This window comes from Vibrio sp. CDRSL-10 TSBA (assembly GCA_039696685.1).
In the GTDB taxonomy this organism is placed as follows: domain Bacteria; phylum Pseudomonadota; class Gammaproteobacteria; order Enterobacterales; family Vibrionaceae; genus Vibrio.
Genome location: CP155566.1, coordinates 416,514 through 434,874, shown reverse-complemented (window position 1 = coordinate 434,874; position 18,361 = coordinate 416,514). Strand labels below are relative to the sequence as shown.

Below are 18,361 nucleotides of genomic sequence, written 5' to 3'. Positions count from 1 at the left end.
CTATTGATGAAAAGAACAACAGTCTACTTATTGTACAGTTTAGCTCAAGTAAAAAGAGAAATTAGACTTTAGTCGCAGTGTCAGAAAAATGTGACACTCATCAACATTTATCAGTAGTAATAAACACTAAGCAATATCATCACAGCTGTAACAGAGCGAAACCCGGTTGCGTCCCAGGGTTTTAGACTCATACAAGGCAATGTCAGCACATTTGTAGGAACGGGTGCTGTCCTGGTTCAAGTCGGTAATTCCGGCACTGATGGTCACAGTCAGACTTTGGTCTAAGTCAACCGCATGGCGCAAACGCTCGACCACCGCCTGCGCTTCATCAATGGCTGTATGCGGCATGATCACAGCAAATTCCTCACCGCCGATCCGGCTGATAAAGTCGGTGGTGCGTAACTGGCCAGAGAGAATTCGGGCTACCTGGATGATCACCTGATCACCCACATCGTGCCCTTTTTCATCGTTAATCCGTTTGAAAAAGTCGATATCAATCAGTACCAGACAAGCATCATGACTGTCGGGATAACGCGCCACGAGCTGGGTCTGCGCCTGCAGCTCCTGTTCGAACTTACGCCGGTTCCACAGTTGAGTCAGCGAGTCCTTCTCACTCAGTTCACGCAGTTTATTTTCCAGTGCTTTACGTTCGCTGATATCCACCAGCGAGGTAATGTAATAGCTGATGCTTCCGGCTTCAGTGATGGCTTGGATACGCATAATCGTGGTCAGATGACGCTGATCCGGGGTGACAAATTCCACTTCACCTTCCCAGAAACCGGGCCTGCTCGACCCATTCCAGCACTTGCAGCACATACTCGATGCCATGCTGCGATAACAGAGTTTTCAAACCATTACAGCCCAGTACCTGATCGCTGCCGAGACCGGTGATATTCTCAAACTCCTGATTGACCTTAATGACCTGGTGTGAGGTATCGGAGATCATCACCGCCGACATCCCCTCCAGAGCTGCGCGCGCCAGTTTACTGTCAATGTTACGCCGGTGGTAATGCAGCGCCATCGACAAGGTCGGCAGAATAAACACCAGCAACAGCAGACAGACAAAAATGCTCTGCTTGATGAGATCATCCACATCGCGCTGTAAACGCTCGGCAAGTTGCTGAGGAGATAACTTAATCACCAGGTGCAGCTTCTGGTCGGCAGAGAGAGCAAAGGTGGTAAATATCAGCAGACAGCCCTTTTCCTGGGTATAACCATTTTGCACCTGTTTGATTTCATTCCAGCTGAGCGGAAAACGCTGCGCCAGACTCTCGCTGCGCAGGAGGCCTTGTCCCGGCGTGTTCAGGTAGTTACGTCCCGATGCGACCAGATAGATCCCCTGCTCAGAGACCAGCTGCGGCCGCAGTTCTTTATTAAGCACATAGTTGAGCCGGTTGGCCAGATTCCACGGATCAACACTGACCATGATGTAGCCATAGCGCTTGCCCAGAATAGATACCGGCGTGATCACCCGCAGAGATGGCAGGGTAAATTCGATATTTGGCCCCAGGCTGTGCTGCAAGCTCCAGATACCAATGTCATCATCAGAGAGGGTTTGCGCGTAGCGGAAGAAACTGGTTTGTGACTGATCGGTATCATCTTCCATACTCTGCGCGGAGTGGGTGTGCGGATAATAATCGACCCGCAGTTTTTCGATGCCTTGAGTGTCAACGAAACGGATATGATCGTACCATTTCTGGCTCTTAAGTACGGAAATGAACATCCCCTGCAGCTGCGCTTTGTTATCCTCACCGGGGTCAACCGCAAAGTCTGCCGTCAGTTGGCTGTGGCTAAGCAGGTCAACCACAGAAAACAGCTGCTCCTGGCTGTTGGCAAATTCCCGTTCACTGTAGGTCAGCTGATTCAGGCCGCTCTGCGCGATTTCCGTTATGCTGGCTTGTTTGATTGCCTGGTAGCGTTGGTAATAGTAAGCAGCCGTTGCGCTCAGGATCAGGGTGCTGACAATCGCAAGAAAGATCACTACTCTTGAAAATCTCATCACTCTGCGCCACTAACCTGCCAAAAAATTTAAGTCGGGCATTATAGCACCATCGCACGCAGACAGAATATAAAATAGCCGATTCATCATTTAACTCCATGCTTTTTGTATTCAGTAGCAAATAACGTGGTACTAACATGAATTGTCGGCTAACACTGGTTTTTTATGCTTTAAGTTATCAATTTATCAGTTAACTCTCGATATTGTTGAGTTAATCGATAATATTGCGTGAAACGCTAAGCCTAGTCGGCCAGACGATAGATAACCTGTACCCGATCGCGGATAGTCAGCACGGAGTCCTGATAGGTATCACTGATGGCGCGCTTTTCACTCATGTTCATACTGCGCATCAGTACCGGTTGCTGATTGGCATCATTGTATTCTACCTGCCAGATAGAGCCGAGATTACGTTCAAAACCTTTGGCCACTGATTGTGCCTTCAGCTTGGCATCCTCAATCGCAGCCATGCGCGCCTGCATCTGATATTTACCCGGGTCACTGACTTTGAGCTGAATGTTATCCACTTGGTTGATACCCGCCGCCAGAGCAATATCGAGATACTGATTCAGATTGGCGATATCGCCTACTTCAACCGTCACATTGCGCGAAGCGCGGTAGCCGACCAGTTCCGGCTGGCCCGATTGCGGATAATGATACTGCGGGGCGACAAACAGGTTGGAGCTGGCAATCTGCTTGCGCTCAACACCGGACTCGGCCAGGCGGTCAGTAAACTGCGCCACCACTTTGTCCACCGCAGCCTTGGCCTGTTCGGCATTCATAGTGGTTTCCACCACCCGTACTGAGAACTGCGCCATATCAGGCTGAGCCTCAACCTCACCGTAACCTGTGGTCACCAAATGGGGAAAATCCGGAGTTTGTGCATACGCACTCAGTGATGTGACACTGCATAGCACTAACGCAAGCTGGGCGATCCATTTCATTTATTCACCTTTTTATCGTCAAATCCGGATCCTGACCATTCAGGCCCGGGCAGATAAGCCAGAGCAATAGCACATCAAGTTGTGCTGACTGCTCTCCTGTCTGTTGTGTTGTCTCGTCGGTACGCTTGGGCTTAACCCGCAGGTACTTAGACAGCAGGTACTTAGACCGCAGGCATTAAGCTCTAAGGCGTTTAACTTTAAGGTACTGAGGCCTTAGTTACTTAGTCCTTAGTTACAAGCCAACCGGGCACTCGACGAACACGCAGACTTTGAGCTTATAATAGGTGAAAGGTTGCACACTCTCCGTCAATCCAAGGTAAACTGACATAACTTTGACCTGACAGCCCTTACGCTACTGGCTGTGGCTATGCTGACCGCGGCAAAACACTCTGCGCAGCGCGGATGATATCGTGTGACAGACGTTTAAGAATGCCGCTCTCCAGTTGCCAGTGATGCCAGTACAGCTTTTGATCGATGCGCATGCCCGGCAGGATCTCGACCAGCAAGCCCTGCTCCAGCTCAGCGCGAATCTGTATCTCCGGGATCATGGCAAAGCCTATCCCCGCCAGCGCGCCTTTCACACACGCTTCGGAAACTGCCGACACTGTGCTTAACCGGACTTTGCATCTCATAGCCCAGCGACTTGCGCACAAAGCGCTCGTTGACAAAATCGTTGGGATCAAAAGCGATGGAGGGCGTTCTCTCCAGTGCTGCGCCGCTCACTCCGGCCGGGAAATAGCGCTGATAAAATCCCGGCGCACAGACACACAGATAAGGCATATCACCGAGCAGCACGGCCTCACAGCCGGGAATCGATTTGGCTGACTGGCTGATGGCCGCGACAACCTCGCCATTTTTAAGTTTCTCTATCGTGCGGTGCTCATCATCAACCAGGAGGTTAAGCTGAATATTGCCCTGCTCAACCAGCGGTGCCAGCGCCGGGATCAGCCAGGTCGCCAGGCTGTCCGCATTGGTGGCAATGGAAACTGAGACGGTTTTATCACTGTCATCGCCACTCAGATCCGGCAGAATTTCCTGTTCCAGAATGCATACCTGACGATATAAGCCGAGCAGCTTCTGCCCGGCCGGTGTGACACGCGGCGGTTGCTCGCGCACCAGTACCGGTTGCGCCAGCCATTTTTCCAGTTGCTTAATCCGCTGTGATACTGCCGACTGCGAGATGCACAAGACATCGGCGGCCTTTTCAAAACTGCGCTGGGCAATGATTTCATCCAGTGCTTCTATCCAGCGATAATCCAATCCGCGCATTCCCGCCTCCATTAGCCTGACTTATGAGTAATTAATATTATTAGATTTATTTATTTTTACCCATGCTTTATTTTAACGCCAGATTTAATACTTACTCATTTTCCGAACATAACTATTAACTTTTCCGAACATAACTATTAATTTTCAGGTTTGACAATGAACTTATGGATTTTACTGCAGGGCTTTGGTTTCGGCGCTACCATGATAATCCCGATCGGGGCTCAGAATGCGTTTGTGCTTAATCAGGGCATTAAGCGCAACCATCATCTCACAACCGCCACCCTGTGCAGCTTTTTAGACATCTTTTTTATCTCGCTGGGTATCTTTGGCGGCGGCGCGATTCTGACTCAGAATGAATGGCTGCTGGCACTGGTGACCCTGGGCGGCATTCTGTTTCTGATTTTCTACGGGATCCAGTCGCTGAAGAGCGCCTTTGACCAGCAGCAGGAGAGCAGCGATAAACAGGCGATGCTGCGAGGCCGCCGCGCGGTGATCCTTGGTACGCTGGCGGTGACGGTACTCAACCCGCACCTGTATCTGGATACGATTGTGATTCTGGGCTCGATTGGCGGTCAGTTTGAAGGCAGCGACCGGATTTCATTTGCCATCGGCACCATTCTGGCCTCGTTCGTGTGGTTCTACTCGCTGTCGATGGGTGCGGCCAAACTGGCGCCGACCTTGTCCAAACCTAAGGTGAAAAAGGTCATCGATCTGGTGGTTGCCGCAGTGATGTTTCTCATCGCCTTTACGCTCGGCCATAACCTGCAGTGGCCGGTTTAATCCGGCGCTGCAGCATAGAAGAACGCCAGGCCTAGAAAAAGTGCCAGGCGCATAACGTAAAAACGGAGGCCGAAGCCTCCGTTTTGTCTTAGTGAATAACGTTGCTGAATGACTAATTAGTCCAGCTTGTTGAGATGCACATCCATTTGCGGGAATGGGATCTCGATACCGTTTTCATCTAGAGCTTCTTTAATCGCCTGGGTCAGATCCCAGTACACCGGCCAGTAATCGGCGCTGTTAACCCAAGGACGGACAATCAGGTTGACCGACGAATCCGCCAGAGCGTGTACGGCAATGTTGACCGCCGGATCTTTCAGCACGCGTGGATCGCTTTCGACCACTTTACGCATGACTTCTTTGGTCTTTTTCAGATCCGCTTTGTACGATACGCCAATCAGCATATCGACCCGGCGCGTGTCGTAGCGTGAGTAGTTGACAATCGAGTCGCCAATCACGGATGAGTTAGGCAGTACGATCATCTTGTTATCCGGCGTTTTCAGAATGGTCTGGAAAATATGGATAGAATCGACTGAACCGGCCACACCTGCCACTTCCACATAGTCGCCGGATTTGAACGGGCGGAATGCCACAATTAGTACACCAGCGGCGAAGTTCGACAGTGAGCCCTGCAGAGCCAGGCCAATTGCCAGACCGGCCGCACCAATCACCGCAACCACTGAGGCAGTCTGCACGCCGATACGGCCCAGTGCAGCAATCAGCACGATGATAAACAGCAGGTAACGCACCAGACCATAGATGAACTGCACCACGGCTTTGTCCATCTGTTTCTTTTGCAGAACTTTGGAAACGCTGCCGGCAATCACCTTAACGATGATGTTACCGATAAATAAGATCAGCAGCGCTGAAATGATATTGACGCCGTATTGGATCAACAGCTCCGAATTATTGGTCAGCCAGGCATTCACCTGACCCAAACTATCGACAATTGGTATTTCTACACTGCTCGACTCACCAGCCATAGTGTCTATCCTCTAGAGTAATCATTATGTATTTGTATATAACCCACTGACTATCATACACATAATCTGCCGTGACCTGACATCAGATTTTGGTCAAATTTCAGTTTGGCACAGCTTATATGCACCAATTAACATTAAATTGGCACTGTTAGTTTAAAGGCTTACCAAGCAAGAGATTATCTTGTTACAAATCTGCCTGTTACAGCCTATGCAATAAATAGCAACTGTGCCAACTGGTGCACTGATTTGTGTGCGGCGGATACAAAAAAGCCCGCTCAATGAGCGGGCTTTCGTATTAGATCAATGACTGATTACAGTACGTCAACTGAGTTCAGGTCAGAGAATGCTTGCTCTAGGCGAGTTACCATTGAAGCTTGACCAGCACGCAGCCATACGCGTGGATCGTAGTATTTCTTGTTTGGTGCATCTTCACCAGTCGGGTTACCGATTTGACCTTGCAGGTAATCGTGGTTAGCCGCTTCGTACTGGCGGATACCATCCCAACATGCCCACTGAGTATCAGTATCGATGTTCATTTTGATAACACCGTAGCCGATAGATTCGCGGATTTCTTCCAGAGAAGAACCTGAACCACCGTGGAATACGAAGTTCAGTGAGTTTTCTGGCAGGTTGAATTTCTCAGAAACGTATTTTTGAGAATCGCGCAGGATAGTTGGAGTCAGTACTACGTTACCTGGTTTGTAAACGCCGTGTACGTTACCGAAAGAGGCTGCGATAGTGAAACGGTGGCTGATTGCGCTCAGTTTTTCGTAAGCGTATGCCACGTCTTCCGGAGAAGTGTACAGCTCAGATGCGTCCATGTCAGAGTTATCTACGCCGTCTTCCTCACCACCGGTACAACCCAGTTCGATTTCCAGAGTCATGTTCATTTTAGCCATGCGCTCCAGGTACTTAGCAGAGATCTCGATGTTCTCTTCCAGAGACTCTTCAGACAGGTCGATCATGTGAGAAGAGAACAGAGGCTTACCAGTTTCTGCGAAGTGTTTTTCACCCGCGTCCAGCAGACCGTCAATCCATGGCAGCAGTTTTTTCGCTGCGTGGTCAGTGTGCAGGATTACAGGCACGCCGTAAGATTCTGCAACTGTGTGTACGTGTTTTGCACCAGCGATAGCACCCAGGATTTGAGTTTGCTGACCTTCAAGTTTCAGACCTTTACCAGCAAAGAAACCTGCGCCGCCGTTAGAGAACTGTACGATAACCGGAGACTTAACTTTCGCTGCTGCTTCCAGTACTGCGTTTACAGAGTCAGAACCGATACAGTTTACTGCTGGCAGAGCAAATTTGTTTGCTTTAGCAATTTCAAATACTTTCTGAACGTCGTCGCCAGAGATCACACCTGGTTTAACGAAATCGAAGATCTTAGACATGGATATAATCCTATTTTTGTCGTTTTAATTAAAAACGGTAAGTTTACATTCTTGTAAAAGCTTGCTTACAACTGGCGCTATTCTAGCAGAAGAAACCGGCCGGTGCAGCAAACAAGAAAGCGGGAAATCACTCCCGCTTTCTATCAATCAGTTACGCTTTAGCGCGTGCTTCCAGCATTTCAACCGCAGGAAGAACTTTACCTTCTACAAACTCAAGGAAAGCGCCGCCGCCAGTTGAGATGTATGAAACGTCTGCTTTGATACCGAACTTGTCGATCGCAGCCAGCGTGTCACCACCACCCGCAACAGAGAAGCCTTCAGAAGAGGCAATCGCTTCTGAAATACCACGAGTACCTGCTTCGAAGTTCTTGAACTCGAATACACCTACCGGGCCGTTCCACAGGATAGTTTTCGCGTTTTTCAGGATATCAGCCAGTGCCGCAGTTGAATCAGGGCCCAGGTCGAAGATCATGTCGTCATCCTGAACGTCAGCTACGTTTTTGATTTCCGCTTCTGCGTTTTCGTCGAATGCTTTTGCACACGCAACGTCAGTCGCTACCGGAATCGCACACTCGTCCATCAGTTTCTTGGCAGTTTCAACCAGGTCAGCTTCGTACAGAGACTTACCTACGTTGTGGCCTGCTGCTGCGATGAAGGTGTTTGCGATACCACCGCCAACAACCAGTTGGTCAGCGATTTTAGACAGTGACTCAAGGACAGTCAGTTTGGTCGATACTTTAGAGCCGCCAACGATAGCAACCATTGGGCGAGCCGGGTTGTCCATTGCTTTACCCAGTGCATCCAGTTCGTTCGCCAGCAGAGGACCTGCACATGCAACAGGAGCAAACATGCCCACGCCGTGAGTTGAAGCTTGTGCACGGTGCGCAGTACCGAAAGCGTCCATTACGAATACGTCACACAGTGCCGCGTATTTCTTAGACAGCTCTTCTTCGTTTTTCTTTTCGCCTTTGTTGAAACGAACGTTTTCCAGAACAACCAGTTCGCCAGCGTTCAGTTCCAGACCGTCCAGGTACTCTTTCGCCAGTTTCACTTCGCAGTCCAGCGCGTCGTTCAGGTAGTTCACAACAGGCTGTAGAGAGAACTCTTCTGCGTATTCGCCTTCAGTAGGACGACCCAGGTGAGATGTCACCATTACTTTCGCGCCAGCTTCCAGGCAGTGCTTGATCGTTGGTAGTGATGCCAGGATACGTGCATCAGAAGTCACTTTGCCATCTTTTACTGGTACGTTCAGGTCAGCACGGATAAATACGCGTTTACCTGCCAGATCCAGGTCAGTCATCTTGATTACAGACATGGTTTGTCCTCTCAAATATTCAAAGAAAATAAAGTTTTCGTCAGTTCGGCGATCCTGCCGAACCTGTCAATTCTTAAACTGGTTAGCTAATTTTTTAAACTACATAAGATATGGGGATCATGATATTTATTTCAATGCAAAAAATAAATATTTTTCCCCAATCATGGGCAGCGCTCTCCCCATTCGGGGGCAACCGCCTCATCAGGCTAAAGCGCTATTGCGCGGCCTGCATCGCTAACGCAGTATCGAGCATACGGTTAGCAAATCCCCACTCGTTGTCGCACCAGACCAGCATTTTCACCAGTTGCCCGTTACTTACCCGGGTCTGGGTTCCGTCCACAATCGCACTGTGCGGATCATGGTTAAAATCGATGGAAACGAGCGGCGCTTCAGTATAGTCAACAATGTTGCTTAATGTACACTGAGACGCCTGTACTATGGTTTGATTTACGTCATTAACTTTCACATTTGTGTTCAAGGTAACGCTTAAATCCATCGCGGTCACATTTACGGTCGGTACGCGCACCGAAATAGCTTCAAATTTGTTGGAAAATTTCGGAAAGATCCGTTCGATACCTTTGTGCAGTTTGGTGTCAACCGGAATGATCGACTGGCTGGCGGCACGGGTACGGCGCAGGTCACTGTGATAAGCATCGATGACCTGCTGATCATTCATTGATGAGTGAATGGTGGTGATGGTGCCGGAGTCAATGCCGAACGCATCGTCGAGGACCTTGATGATCGGCACGATGCAGTTGGTGGTACAGGAACCGTTGGAAACGATGTGCTGATCAGCAGTCAGAGTGTCGTGGTTAACACCGTAGATGATGGTGTTATCGATGTCCGCTGCACCAGGATGGGAAAACAGCACCTTACGAGCGCCAGCCTCAATATGTTGCAGTCCGTCAGCGCGCGAACCGTACACGCCGGTACAATCGAGCACGATGTCGACATCGAGATCGCGCCACGGCAGCAGCGGTATTTCAGCCAGATGCAGAATACGCACCCGGTCAAAGTCGCCGTTGTCATGATGGATATAAATGTGTTCCTGATCGTGGCTGATTTTTTTACCAAACCGGCCATGACTGGTGTCATATTGCAACAGGTGCGCCATGGCTTCGGGCTTGGCCAGTTCATTCACTGCCACCACTTTAATATGCTGGTTTTTGCCACTCTCGTACACCGCCCGCAGAACGTTACGGCCAATGCGTCCGAATCCGTTGATCGCCACTTTTAACATCGGTTCACTATCCCTTATTCCTTATGCCGTGATGGTAACCAGAAATGCGTATTTATTCATCTAAAATCCATCGCGGTACCCCATCTTTTACCCCGGATTCCGATTGAAACCGCTCCCAGCCAGGCCGGTGGCTGACGCTTGCCTCAATCGGTTAGGCAGCCGGTCACATAACACCAGTCATACAACATAGATGACCAAGTAACATAAGTAGCCAGGGCCAAAACAACAAACCCCGGCCAGCGGGCCGGGGTTTGACTAGACAGGATTTAATGAGGGCAGTTTTACTGTGCGAAACGACTGCTCAGATCGTTCAGGGTTTTGAATACGCTCTGGTAGCCGCCCAGTGCCAGATACCACTCTTTCGGATTGAGGTAGTAAACCTGCTCTTCCTGCCATGCGGTGGTCGCAGTGATGCTGTCCATCGCTGACAGGGTTTCCACCGCTTTACCTTCACCACCGGTGGCCGCGCCGCGATCCAGCACAAACAGCCAGCTTGGGTTTTCAGCCAGTGCCGCATCAAGACGCTGCTGACGCTCAGCCTGTTGCTGTTTTGCTTCTTCTGAGCCTGGTTTAGCGCGTGGTTTCGGCTCTGCCGCTTCCACCGCCGGTACCACAGATTTAAGGCCGGTCAGTTCATACAGCATACCAAAACGCTCACCCGGAGCATGCAGCATCACGTGGCCGTTAATGGTAAACAGCACCAGCGCCGGGCCTTGTTTGGCCGCTTGTGCATGCAGGCTCTGTAGTTTGTTATTAAATTCAACACTCAGCTGCTGCGCTTTTTCCTGCTGGTTAAACAGGGTGCCAAGCAGTGCCAGGTTATGCTGTATACCCTGCACGAAGTGGCCGGCATCAATGCTCAGATCCAGCGTCGGCGCCAGTTTGCTCAGTTCTTCATAAGCACGTGATGAACGGCCGGCAACAATGATTAAGTCCGGCTGCAGCTTTTTCAGCGCATCGTAATCAGGCTTGAACAGGTCACCCACTTTAGTGAACTCGTCACCTGAATAATGACTGAGGTATTGCGGCATAAAGGTATCCGGTACACCGGCTGCACTGACGCCCAGGGCATTCATGGTATCCAGGGTTGCCAGATCAAACACGGCCACGCGCTGCGGCGCCTGTTCAACGATGGTGCTGCCCTGCTTGTGCTGCACGGTTAACGGAAAGGCCAGCGCAGGCTGGATAAAACTCAATACGCTGGCGACTACCGCCAGGCCAACTGCCAATATTTTCATTGCTTTTCTCTTATATAGTCAGGTTTGCTCACGATAAAGCGGAAGGCCGGTATTCTATTCTCCGGGCCTTCCGCTTTTACTCTGTCACCTTAGAAGCGCATGGTCAGCGCCAGGTTGTACTTACGACCATCGAGGATGTAACGGTAGTTTCTCGTCTTTCTCCGGGTTGATCTCTTTGTTAAATGCGTTGTACACGCCCGCTTTCAGGCTGATGTCCTGCTTGATTTTGTACACCAGACCGAGATCAAACAGGGTGTAACTCGGGATTTTAAGACCATTGGTTGAACTGCCGCTGGTCCCGGTCTGCCAGCGACCGGTGGTTTTGCTGCGGTAGTTACCCTGGGTCCAGAGCAGCAGTTTCTCCGTTGCCTGCCATTCCACTGACGCGTTGTACATGTGTTTCGCCACATCATTGAGCGGCTCACCTTTGTACTCACCGCTCTTCTGCTCGGTTTTGGTAAAGGTGTACGACTGGCGCAGCAGCACATCTTCGTTGATCTGGTAATCCATGGTCGCTTCAATACCGGACATTTCCGCTTTAGCGATGTTTTCGTAGGCGGTATAACCGTATTGGTGCGCCGGATAGACAGTGCCGCCGTAGTTACACTCGACGTTGGCTTCACAGATACGGCCGGTACGGTTGATCTTGTCTTCAAACTCGGTCAGATACGCGGTCAGCGTGGCGGAGATACCCGAATCATAGCTGTCGTCAAAGCCAAGGCCGATTTCATAGTTGAGACTGGTTTCCGGTTTCAGATCCGGGTTACCGATGATCACACCACCGCGCGAGGTGGAACCAAAATCGGTTGCGCTCTGGCGCAGGCTCGGCGCTTTGTAGCCGGAAGTCACCCCGCCTTTGACCACCCAGGCATCGGTCAGGCCATACACGCTGTACACTTTCGGGCTGAAGTGGTTACCAAACGCTTCGTTGTCATCAAAACGGCCGCTCAGCACAATTGACCAGTCATCCATCGGCAGCCATTCATTTTCGGCAAAAATCGAGTACTGGTAGCGCTCCATTTTGTTGATCGCATCAGCGTCAGCAACGACCGGTTCAGACAGACCATTGGTCGCACCATCTTCCAGCTTCTCATTTTTGTAAGTCGCACCGATAGTCAGTGTGTTGGCGTCCCAGAACCAGTTGGCTTGCGAGTTGAGCGTCAGCACATCGAAATCAATGCCGTTACCGGTATTTTCATTGACGCGGGACGGGTTCTCGGACTGGTCGTAGTTGACGTAAGATTTAACGCGCATGCGGTCATAGTGACCTTCATGCTCAAGGAAATAGGTATCACGGATCGATTTGTTGTAGCTCTGCTCGGCATCACTGATGCTGCCATCACGGTTGGTGACGGTTTCGGCAATACTTACGCCCGGGTTATGGGTCCGTTCCTGCTCGGCGCGGCTGTAACCGAAAGTCAGGTTGTTTTGCTCATTCACGCTCCAGTTCAGCTTGGTGCTGAAGTTGCGGCGTTTGTATTCAGGGTCCGAGGCTTCACTGTCATCGCTGCCGATGAAATGGCTTTCGTCCTGATTGAGGTATGAACCGGTAAACTGCAGCGACAACGTATCTTCGATCAGCGGCGCATTGAGCGCGATGCTGGTCTGAGTGGAATCTTCATTCACTTTATTGGAGCTGTCTGCCAGGTTGTATTCCGTGGTGACACTGCCACTCCACTCGTTGCCGACTTTTTTGGTGATGACGTTAATGACGCCGCCCATGGCATCGGAGCCGTATAAAGAAGAGGCAGGGCCACGGATGACTTCAATACGCTCGATTTGCGAAACAGGTGGTAAAAAGTTAATCGGCGTTCCCGCTTGGGTACCATTGAGACCAAAAGCATCGTTGCCCTGCACCGGACGGCCGTCAATCAGAAACAGGGTGTAGTCAGATGACATACCGCGAATCATGATCGACTGCTCTACACCGCCACCGGAGACTTGCACCCCGGAAACATTTTTTAACACATCAGTGATGTCGGTATAGGACTTTTTTTCGATATCTTCAGCGGTAATCACCGAAATGGTCGCCGGGGCACGGGTAATATTTTGCTCGAAACCGGAAGCGGTCACGACTACTGTTTCATGGGCCTGGGTTTCTTGAGCCTGCTCTTGTGTCTCTGCTGCCAAAGCCGGGAACTGACAAACCAGGCCAAGGGAGACTGCCAATGAGACTTTAGATGGCGTCCATTTGTACATCTACTACTCCTTCATTTCTAAATGGTAATAATTATCAAAATCAAGATGAGAATTATTCACAAAAAGAGCTGCATGAATAGGGCAAGATGTGGAATACTTAGGCCCAGTTATGGAACAAAGCAAAAATATTGTTGTCACGACGGCCGTAAGAGGAAAGAAAAATGCAGGATCTCAGTGCAGTGCGCGCATTCCATGCGCTCTGCCAACACAAAAGCCTGACCGGAGCGGCAAAAGCCCTCAATCAGCCTAAATCGACGCTCAGCCGCCGTCTGACTCAGTTAGAAGAAGACTTAGGCCAGGCGCTGGTCACACGCCAGGGCAACCGCCTGGCACTGACCAAAGCCGGTGAAGTGTTTGCTGCCTACTCGGAGCAGCTGATTGATCTGGCTAATAAAAGTCAGCAGGCCCTGCATGAACTCAACAATGAGGTCAGCGGTGAAATGACCCTGGTGGTGCACCCTAACCTGACCCGCGGCTGGATGAGCCGGGTGCTGGATGAGTTTATGTCGCAGCATCCGCAGCTACGTGTGCGCCTCTACAGCCAGTTTCAGCATGATGAACAGTTGCTTGAACCGGATTTAATTATCTGGATTGGCGATATCGACCCGGCCGGTTACCGGCGCGAAACTGCTCGGTGAATGGCGCTGCGCCGTGTATGCCTCACCGGATTACCTTACCCAGCATCGCCAGCCAGACCATCCGCGCGATCTGACCAAGCACGCCTGGATTGACCTGGTGGCACAGCGTCAGGAAGCACTGACGCTGACCCACCCGCAGCAGGGCGAGTATGTCCTGCCGGCCAAAGAGAGCCGCCTGCAGTGTGACAATCTCTACATGCAGATCGACACCATTGCCAAAGGGCGCGGCATCGGCTTACTGCCAAACTGGGTCGCGCAGGGTTATGAGAAACATCACCCGGGCAGCATCTCGTTATGTTTGCCGGAGTGGTCAGCGTCTCCGTCTAACATCAACTGCTACTACCCGACCGGACGTCATCCGCTGCGGCTGCGGCTGTTTATTGATGCGCTGCGCGCGGCCCGTCCCGACGAGTGGAAATAACCGCCTGACAGAGAAGCCCAAGCCAGTGCTCTGAAAAATGCTCATAGAAACTGATTCATAAAAAACTGATTCATAAAAAAGAAAAGGCCCTGCTCAATGAGCAGGGCCTTGGCTTTCATGGTTGTCCCGTCCTAAGACAGGATCAAACCAGGCTTACGCCAGCAGTTCGTTCGCAGTGTTAACTACGTTTTCAGCAGTGAAGCCGAACATCTTGAACAGTTCACCCGCCGGTGCAGATTCACCGAAGGTGGTCATACCGATGATACGACCGCCAAAGCCGACGTACTTGTACCAGAAGTCAGCGATGCCCGCTTCAACAGCGATACGTGCAGTCACATCAGCTGGCAGTACCGCTTCACGGTAAGCCGCATCCTGCTTGTCAAAGGTGTCAGTCGATGGCATAGATACCACACGAACCTGTTTACCGGCCGCCGTCAGTTGCGCTGCGGCTTCTACGGTCAGTTCTACTTCAGAACCGGTCGCGATCAGGATCAGCTCAGGTTTACCGGCACAATCTTGCAGGATGTAACCACCTTTCGCGATGTCCGCCACTTGCTGCGCGCTGCGCTCTTGCTGAGCCAGGTTCTGACGCGAGAAGATCAGCGCCGATGGCGCGTCTTTACGCTCGATAGCCAGTTTCCAAGCAACCGCAGATTCAACCTGGTCACATGGGCGCCAGGTGCTCATATTTGGTGTCATACGCAGTGACGCCACTTGCTCTACCGGTTGGTGAGTCGGGCCGTCTTCACCCAGACCGATGGAGTCGTGAGTGTAAACCTGGATGTTCTGAATCTTCATCAGCGCCGCCATACGCATTGCGTTACGCGCGTATTCCATGAACATCAGGAAGGTTGCGCCGTAAGGCACGAAACCGCCGTGCAGGGCAATACCGTTAATGATGGCGGTCATACCGAATTCACGTACACCGTAGTGGATGTAGTTACCGGCGAAATCTTCGTTAGTCAGTGACTTAGAGCCAGACCACATGGTCAGGTTAGACGGAGCCAGGTCGGCTGAGCCGCCCATGAATTCAGGCAGGACCTTACCGAACGCTTCCAGCGCGTTTTGTGACGCTTTACGTGACGCGATGTTGGCCGGGTTGGCTTGCAGCTCAGCAATCACTGCGCTGGTTGCTTGTTCCCAGTCTGCCGGCAGTTTCGCCAGCCATACGGCGCTGGTATTCCGCCGCTTCTGCCGGGTAAGCTGCAGCATAGGCTGCGAATTTTTCATTCCAGGCTGCTTCTTTGGCAGCACCGGCTTCTTTGGCATCCCACTCAGCGTAGATATCCGCCGGGATTTCAAATGCACCGTATTCCCAACCCAGGAATTCACGTGCGGCTTTGATTTCGTCTGCGCCCAGAGGAGCACCGTGACAGTCGTGTGAGCCCGCTTTGTTTGGTGAACCAAAGCCGATGATGGTCTTGGTACAGATCAGGGTCGGACGACCGGTTTCCGCTTGTGCGGCTTCAATAGCAGCGTTGATCGCTTCTGGATCGTGACCGTCTACCGCCGGGATGACGTGCCAGCCGTAAGCTTCGAAACGTTTTGGCGTATCGTCCGAGAACCAGCCTTCCACATGACCGTCGATAGAGATGCCGTTGTCATCCCAGAATGCGATCAGCTTGCCCAGACCCAGGGTACCCGCCAGAGAGCACGCTTCGTGCGAGATGCCTTCCATCAGACAGCCGTCGCCCATGAACGCGTAAGTAAAGTGGTCAACGATGTCGTGACCTTCTTTATTGAACTGCGCTGCCAGCGCTTTTTCAGCAATCGCCATACCTACGGCGTTCGTGATACCCTGACCGAGCGGACCTGTGGTGGTCTCGATGCCTGGTGCGTAACCGTATTCAGGGTGGCCCGGGGTTTTTGAGTGCAGCTGACGGAAGTTTTTCAGGTCGTCGATTGACAGTTCGTAACCGCTCAGGTGCAGCAGTGAGTAAATCAGCATAGAGCCGTGGCCGTTGGACAGCACGAAGCGGTCACGATCAGCCCAGTTCGGGTTTTGCGGGTTGTGGTTGAGGTGACTGCGCCACAGCACTTCAGCGATGTCAGCCATCCCCATCGGGGCGCCTGGGTGACCAGAGTTAGCCTGTTGTACACCATCCATGCTCAGCGCGCGGATTGCGTTAGCCAGTTGTTTACGGGAAGACATGTCAGCTCCTAAAGCAATATGCGAAAAGTATCCGTCGGTCCGCAACTAATCTCACCGCGCTGCCTCAGGCAGGTAGCTCAGAGATTAATCGGGCAGAAAAGTGGCCGATATTGTCGCAAAGCCGGATCGGCACTGCAAACCTTTTGCTGGCGCTTTGTTCTAATTTTGCAATGCTTTACAACATATTCATGCACAAAGCCTGCAAAAGGCCTGCCGATGAGCAAACGTTTGGTTAGCAATCAGACAAAAAAAGAGCTTGTAATTTAAGCATTCAAAACTAGAATAGACGTCTAGATGTAGAAACGCCTACATAATGAACGATTTTACAGAGCAGTGACCACAGTGCACTGCTCTTTTGATTATAGAATTGGAGCAATCATGGCTAAGCACCTGTTTACTTCTGAATCAGTATCAGAAGGCCATCCGGATAAAATCGCAGACCAAATCTCTGATGCGGTTTTAGATGCCATTTTGGAACAAGATCCAAAAGCACGTGTTGCTTGTGAAACTTACGTGAAAACCGGCATGGTAATGGTCGGTGGTGAAATCACCACTTCAGCTTGGGTTGATATCGAAGAGCTGACTCGTGAAACCGTACGTGAAATTGGCTACACCCACTCAGACATGGGTTTCGATGCGGACTCTTGTGCGGTACTGAACACCATAGGTAAACAGTCTCCAGACATCAATCAGGGCGTCGACAAATCTGACCCTAAAGAACAGGGCGCCGGCGACCAGGGCATCATGTTCGGTTACGCATGTAACGAAACTGAAGTGCTGATGCCTGCACCAATTACTTACTCTCACCGTCTGGTTGAGCGTCAGGCAAAAGTACGTAAAAACGGCACGCTGCCATGGTTACGTCCGGATGCAAAATCTCAGGTTACTTTCCAGTACGAGCAAGGCAAGATCGTCGGTATCGACGCAGTTGTTCTGTCAACTCAGCACTGTGATTCAATCTCTACCCCGGATCTGCGTGAAGCAGTGATGGAAGAGATCATCAAGCCGGTTCTGCCAGCTGAATGGCTCAACAAAGAGACTAAATTCTTCATCAACCCAACCGGCCGTTTCGTTATCGGTGGTCCAATGGGTGACTGTGGCCTGACTGGTCGTAAGATCATTGTTGACACTTACGGCGGCGCAGCTCGTCACGGTGGTGGTGCATTCTCTGGTAAAGATCCATCAAAAGTAGACCGCAGTGCAGCATACGCAGCACGTTACGTGGCGAAAAACATCGTCGCAGCCGGTATGGCTGACCGCTGTGAGATCCAGCTGTCTTACGCTATCGGTGTTGCGGATCCAACCTCAATCATGGTGGAAACGTTCGGTACTGAGAAAGTATCACACGACATCATCATTGAAGCGGTACGCCAGTTCTTCGACCTGCGTCCTTACGGTCTGCAAGAGATGCTGAACCTGCTGCAACCTATCTACAAGAAGACAGCAGCCTACGGTCACTTCGGTCGCGAAGAGTTCCCTTGGGAAGCGACTGACAAAGCCGCTGAACTGCGTGACTTCGCTGGCCTGAAATAAGTTCTTTGAACTGACATGACAGCACCACACTGCAAAGCCCTTGCCAACGCGCAAGGGCTTTTTCGTATCCCCCTCTTTTATCACATTTGCCACTCTCTTTATCCGCGCTTTACATCTGTCATGCCTTGATTAATTTTTATCCGTTTATTTGTGTTTTTGCCACACGTCAACGATAGTTAATTCTAGATAGTTAATACTAACAGACGCAACATTTATCAGAACAGACGAAACAGATAATACAGACAGAATTTATACTGCGCTGCCCGGG

The 18,361-nt window shown here is 51.0% G+C and carries 11 protein-coding genes and 3 pseudogenes; 3 read left to right on the top strand and 11 right to left on the bottom strand.

Features of this window, described 5'->3' with window-relative positions:
- Positions 1-126: 126 nt before the first annotated feature.
- From ABDK09_09420 to ABDK09_09405, 4 genes and pseudogenes are all read right to left on the bottom strand, one after another.
- Positions 127-762, bottom strand: coding sequence for a GGDEF domain-containing protein (locus tag ABDK09_09420; GenBank protein XAW89811.1), 636 nt, complete (start codon positions 760-762; stop codon positions 127-129).
- Position 763: 1 nt separating this feature from the next.
- A complete protein-coding gene (locus ABDK09_09415) occupies positions 764-1,999 on the bottom strand; it encodes a hypothetical protein (GenBank protein ID XAW89810.1) in 1,236 nt (411 codons plus the stop codon).
- A gap of 242 nt (positions 2,000-2,241) precedes the next feature.
- Positions 2,242-2,940: an oxidative stress defense protein gene (locus tag ABDK09_09410; GenBank protein XAW89809.1), complete on the bottom strand. Its 699-nt coding sequence runs from the start codon at positions 2,938-2,940 to the stop codon at positions 2,242-2,244.
- A gap of 365 nt (positions 2,941-3,305) precedes the next feature.
- Positions 3,306-4,209, bottom strand: a pseudogene (locus ABDK09_09405) (LysR family transcriptional regulator ArgP).
- A gap of 156 nt (positions 4,210-4,365) precedes the next feature.
- Here ABDK09_09405 and ABDK09_09400 point away from each other — a divergent pair.
- On the top strand, positions 4,366-4,989 hold the full coding sequence (locus ABDK09_09400; protein XAW89808.1) for a LysE/ArgO family amino acid transporter: 624 nt from the start codon (positions 4,366-4,368) through the stop codon (positions 4,987-4,989).
- 116 nt (positions 4,990-5,105) lie between these two features.
- Here the strand turns inward: ABDK09_09400 and mscS are convergent, their stop codons facing one another.
- The 6 genes from mscS to ABDK09_09370 all read right to left on the bottom strand — a co-directional run bounded on the left by mscS (position 5,106) and on the right by ABDK09_09370 (position 13,349).
- Positions 5,106-5,969 carry a small-conductance mechanosensitive channel MscS gene (mscS, locus tag ABDK09_09395; GenBank protein XAW89807.1) on the bottom strand — a complete coding sequence of 288 codons (864 nt, stop codon included), beginning with the start codon at positions 5,967-5,969 and terminating at the stop codon, positions 5,106-5,108.
- Positions 5,970-6,280: 311 nt separating this feature from the next.
- Positions 6,281-7,357: a class II fructose-bisphosphate aldolase gene (gene fbaA / locus ABDK09_09390; protein ID XAW89806.1), complete on the bottom strand. Its 1,077-nt coding sequence runs from the start codon at positions 7,355-7,357 to the stop codon at positions 6,281-6,283.
- 151 nt (positions 7,358-7,508) lie between these two features.
- On the bottom strand, positions 7,509-8,672 hold the full coding sequence (locus ABDK09_09385; protein ID XAW89805.1) for a phosphoglycerate kinase: 1,164 nt from the start codon (positions 8,670-8,672) through the stop codon (positions 7,509-7,511).
- 214 nt (positions 8,673-8,886) lie between these two features.
- Positions 8,887-9,912 (bottom strand): erythrose-4-phosphate dehydrogenase, encoded by a 1,026-nt coding sequence (epd, locus tag ABDK09_09380; GenBank protein ID XAW89804.1) that lies wholly within the window; start codon positions 9,910-9,912, stop codon positions 8,887-8,889.
- 281 nt (positions 9,913-10,193) lie between these two features.
- Entirely contained in the window at positions 10,194-11,150 is a 957-nt protein-coding gene (locus ABDK09_09375; GenBank protein XAW89803.1) for a siderophore ABC transporter substrate-binding protein, read from the bottom strand.
- Positions 11,151-11,270: 120 nt separating this feature from the next.
- The gene (locus ABDK09_09370) at positions 11,271-13,349 is read right to left on the bottom strand and encodes a TonB-dependent receptor (GenBank protein XAW89802.1); all 2,079 of its coding nucleotides are present in this window, start codon (positions 13,347-13,349) and stop codon (positions 11,271-11,273) included.
- A gap of 161 nt (positions 13,350-13,510) precedes the next feature.
- Between ABDK09_09370 and ABDK09_09365 the strand changes: the two are divergent.
- A pseudogene (locus ABDK09_09365) lies at positions 13,511-14,408 on the top strand (LysR family transcriptional regulator).
- Positions 14,409-14,561: 153 nt separating this feature from the next.
- Here the strand turns inward: ABDK09_09365 and tkt are convergent.
- Positions 14,562-16,560: pseudogene (tkt, locus tag ABDK09_09360) on the bottom strand (transketolase).
- Positions 16,561-16,938: 378 nt separating this feature from the next.
- Between tkt and metK the strand changes: the two are divergent.
- Positions 16,939-18,093, top strand: a complete 1,155-nt coding sequence (gene metK / locus ABDK09_09355; GenBank protein XAW89801.1) for a methionine adenosyltransferase — start codon at positions 16,939-16,941, stop codon at positions 18,091-18,093.
- Positions 18,094-18,361 lie beyond the last annotated feature (268 nt).

Coding starts and splice junctions, on each gene's coding strand:
- ABDK09_09415 (XAW89810.1), bottom strand. CDS start 1,999: ATGAGATTTTCAAGAGTAGTGATCTTTCTTGCGATTGTCAGCACCCTG.
- ABDK09_09410 (XAW89809.1), bottom strand. CDS start 2,940: ATGAAATGGATCGCCCAGCTTGCGTTAGTGCTATGCAGTGTCACATCA.
- ABDK09_09400 (XAW89808.1), top strand. CDS start 4,366: ATGAACTTATGGATTTTACTGCAGGGCTTTGGTTTCGGCGCTACCATG.
- mscS (XAW89807.1), bottom strand. CDS start 5,969: ATGGCTGGTGAGTCGAGCAGTGTAGAAATACCAATTGTCGATAGTTTG.
- fbaA (XAW89806.1), bottom strand. CDS start 7,357: ATGTCTAAGATCTTCGATTTCGTTAAACCAGGTGTGATCTCTGGCGAC.
- ABDK09_09385 (XAW89805.1), bottom strand. CDS start 8,672: ATGTCTGTAATCAAGATGACTGACCTGGATCTGGCAGGTAAACGCGTA.
- epd (XAW89804.1), bottom strand. CDS start 9,912: ATGTTAAAAGTGGCGATCAACGGATTCGGACGCATTGGCCGTAACGTT.
- ABDK09_09375 (XAW89803.1), bottom strand. CDS start 11,150: ATGAAAATATTGGCAGTTGGCCTGGCGGTAGTCGCCAGCGTATTGAGT.
- ABDK09_09370 (XAW89802.1), bottom strand. CDS start 13,349: ATGTACAAATGGACGCCATCTAAAGTCTCATTGGCAGTCTCCCTTGGC.
- metK (XAW89801.1), top strand. CDS start 16,939: ATGGCTAAGCACCTGTTTACTTCTGAATCAGTATCAGAAGGCCATCCG.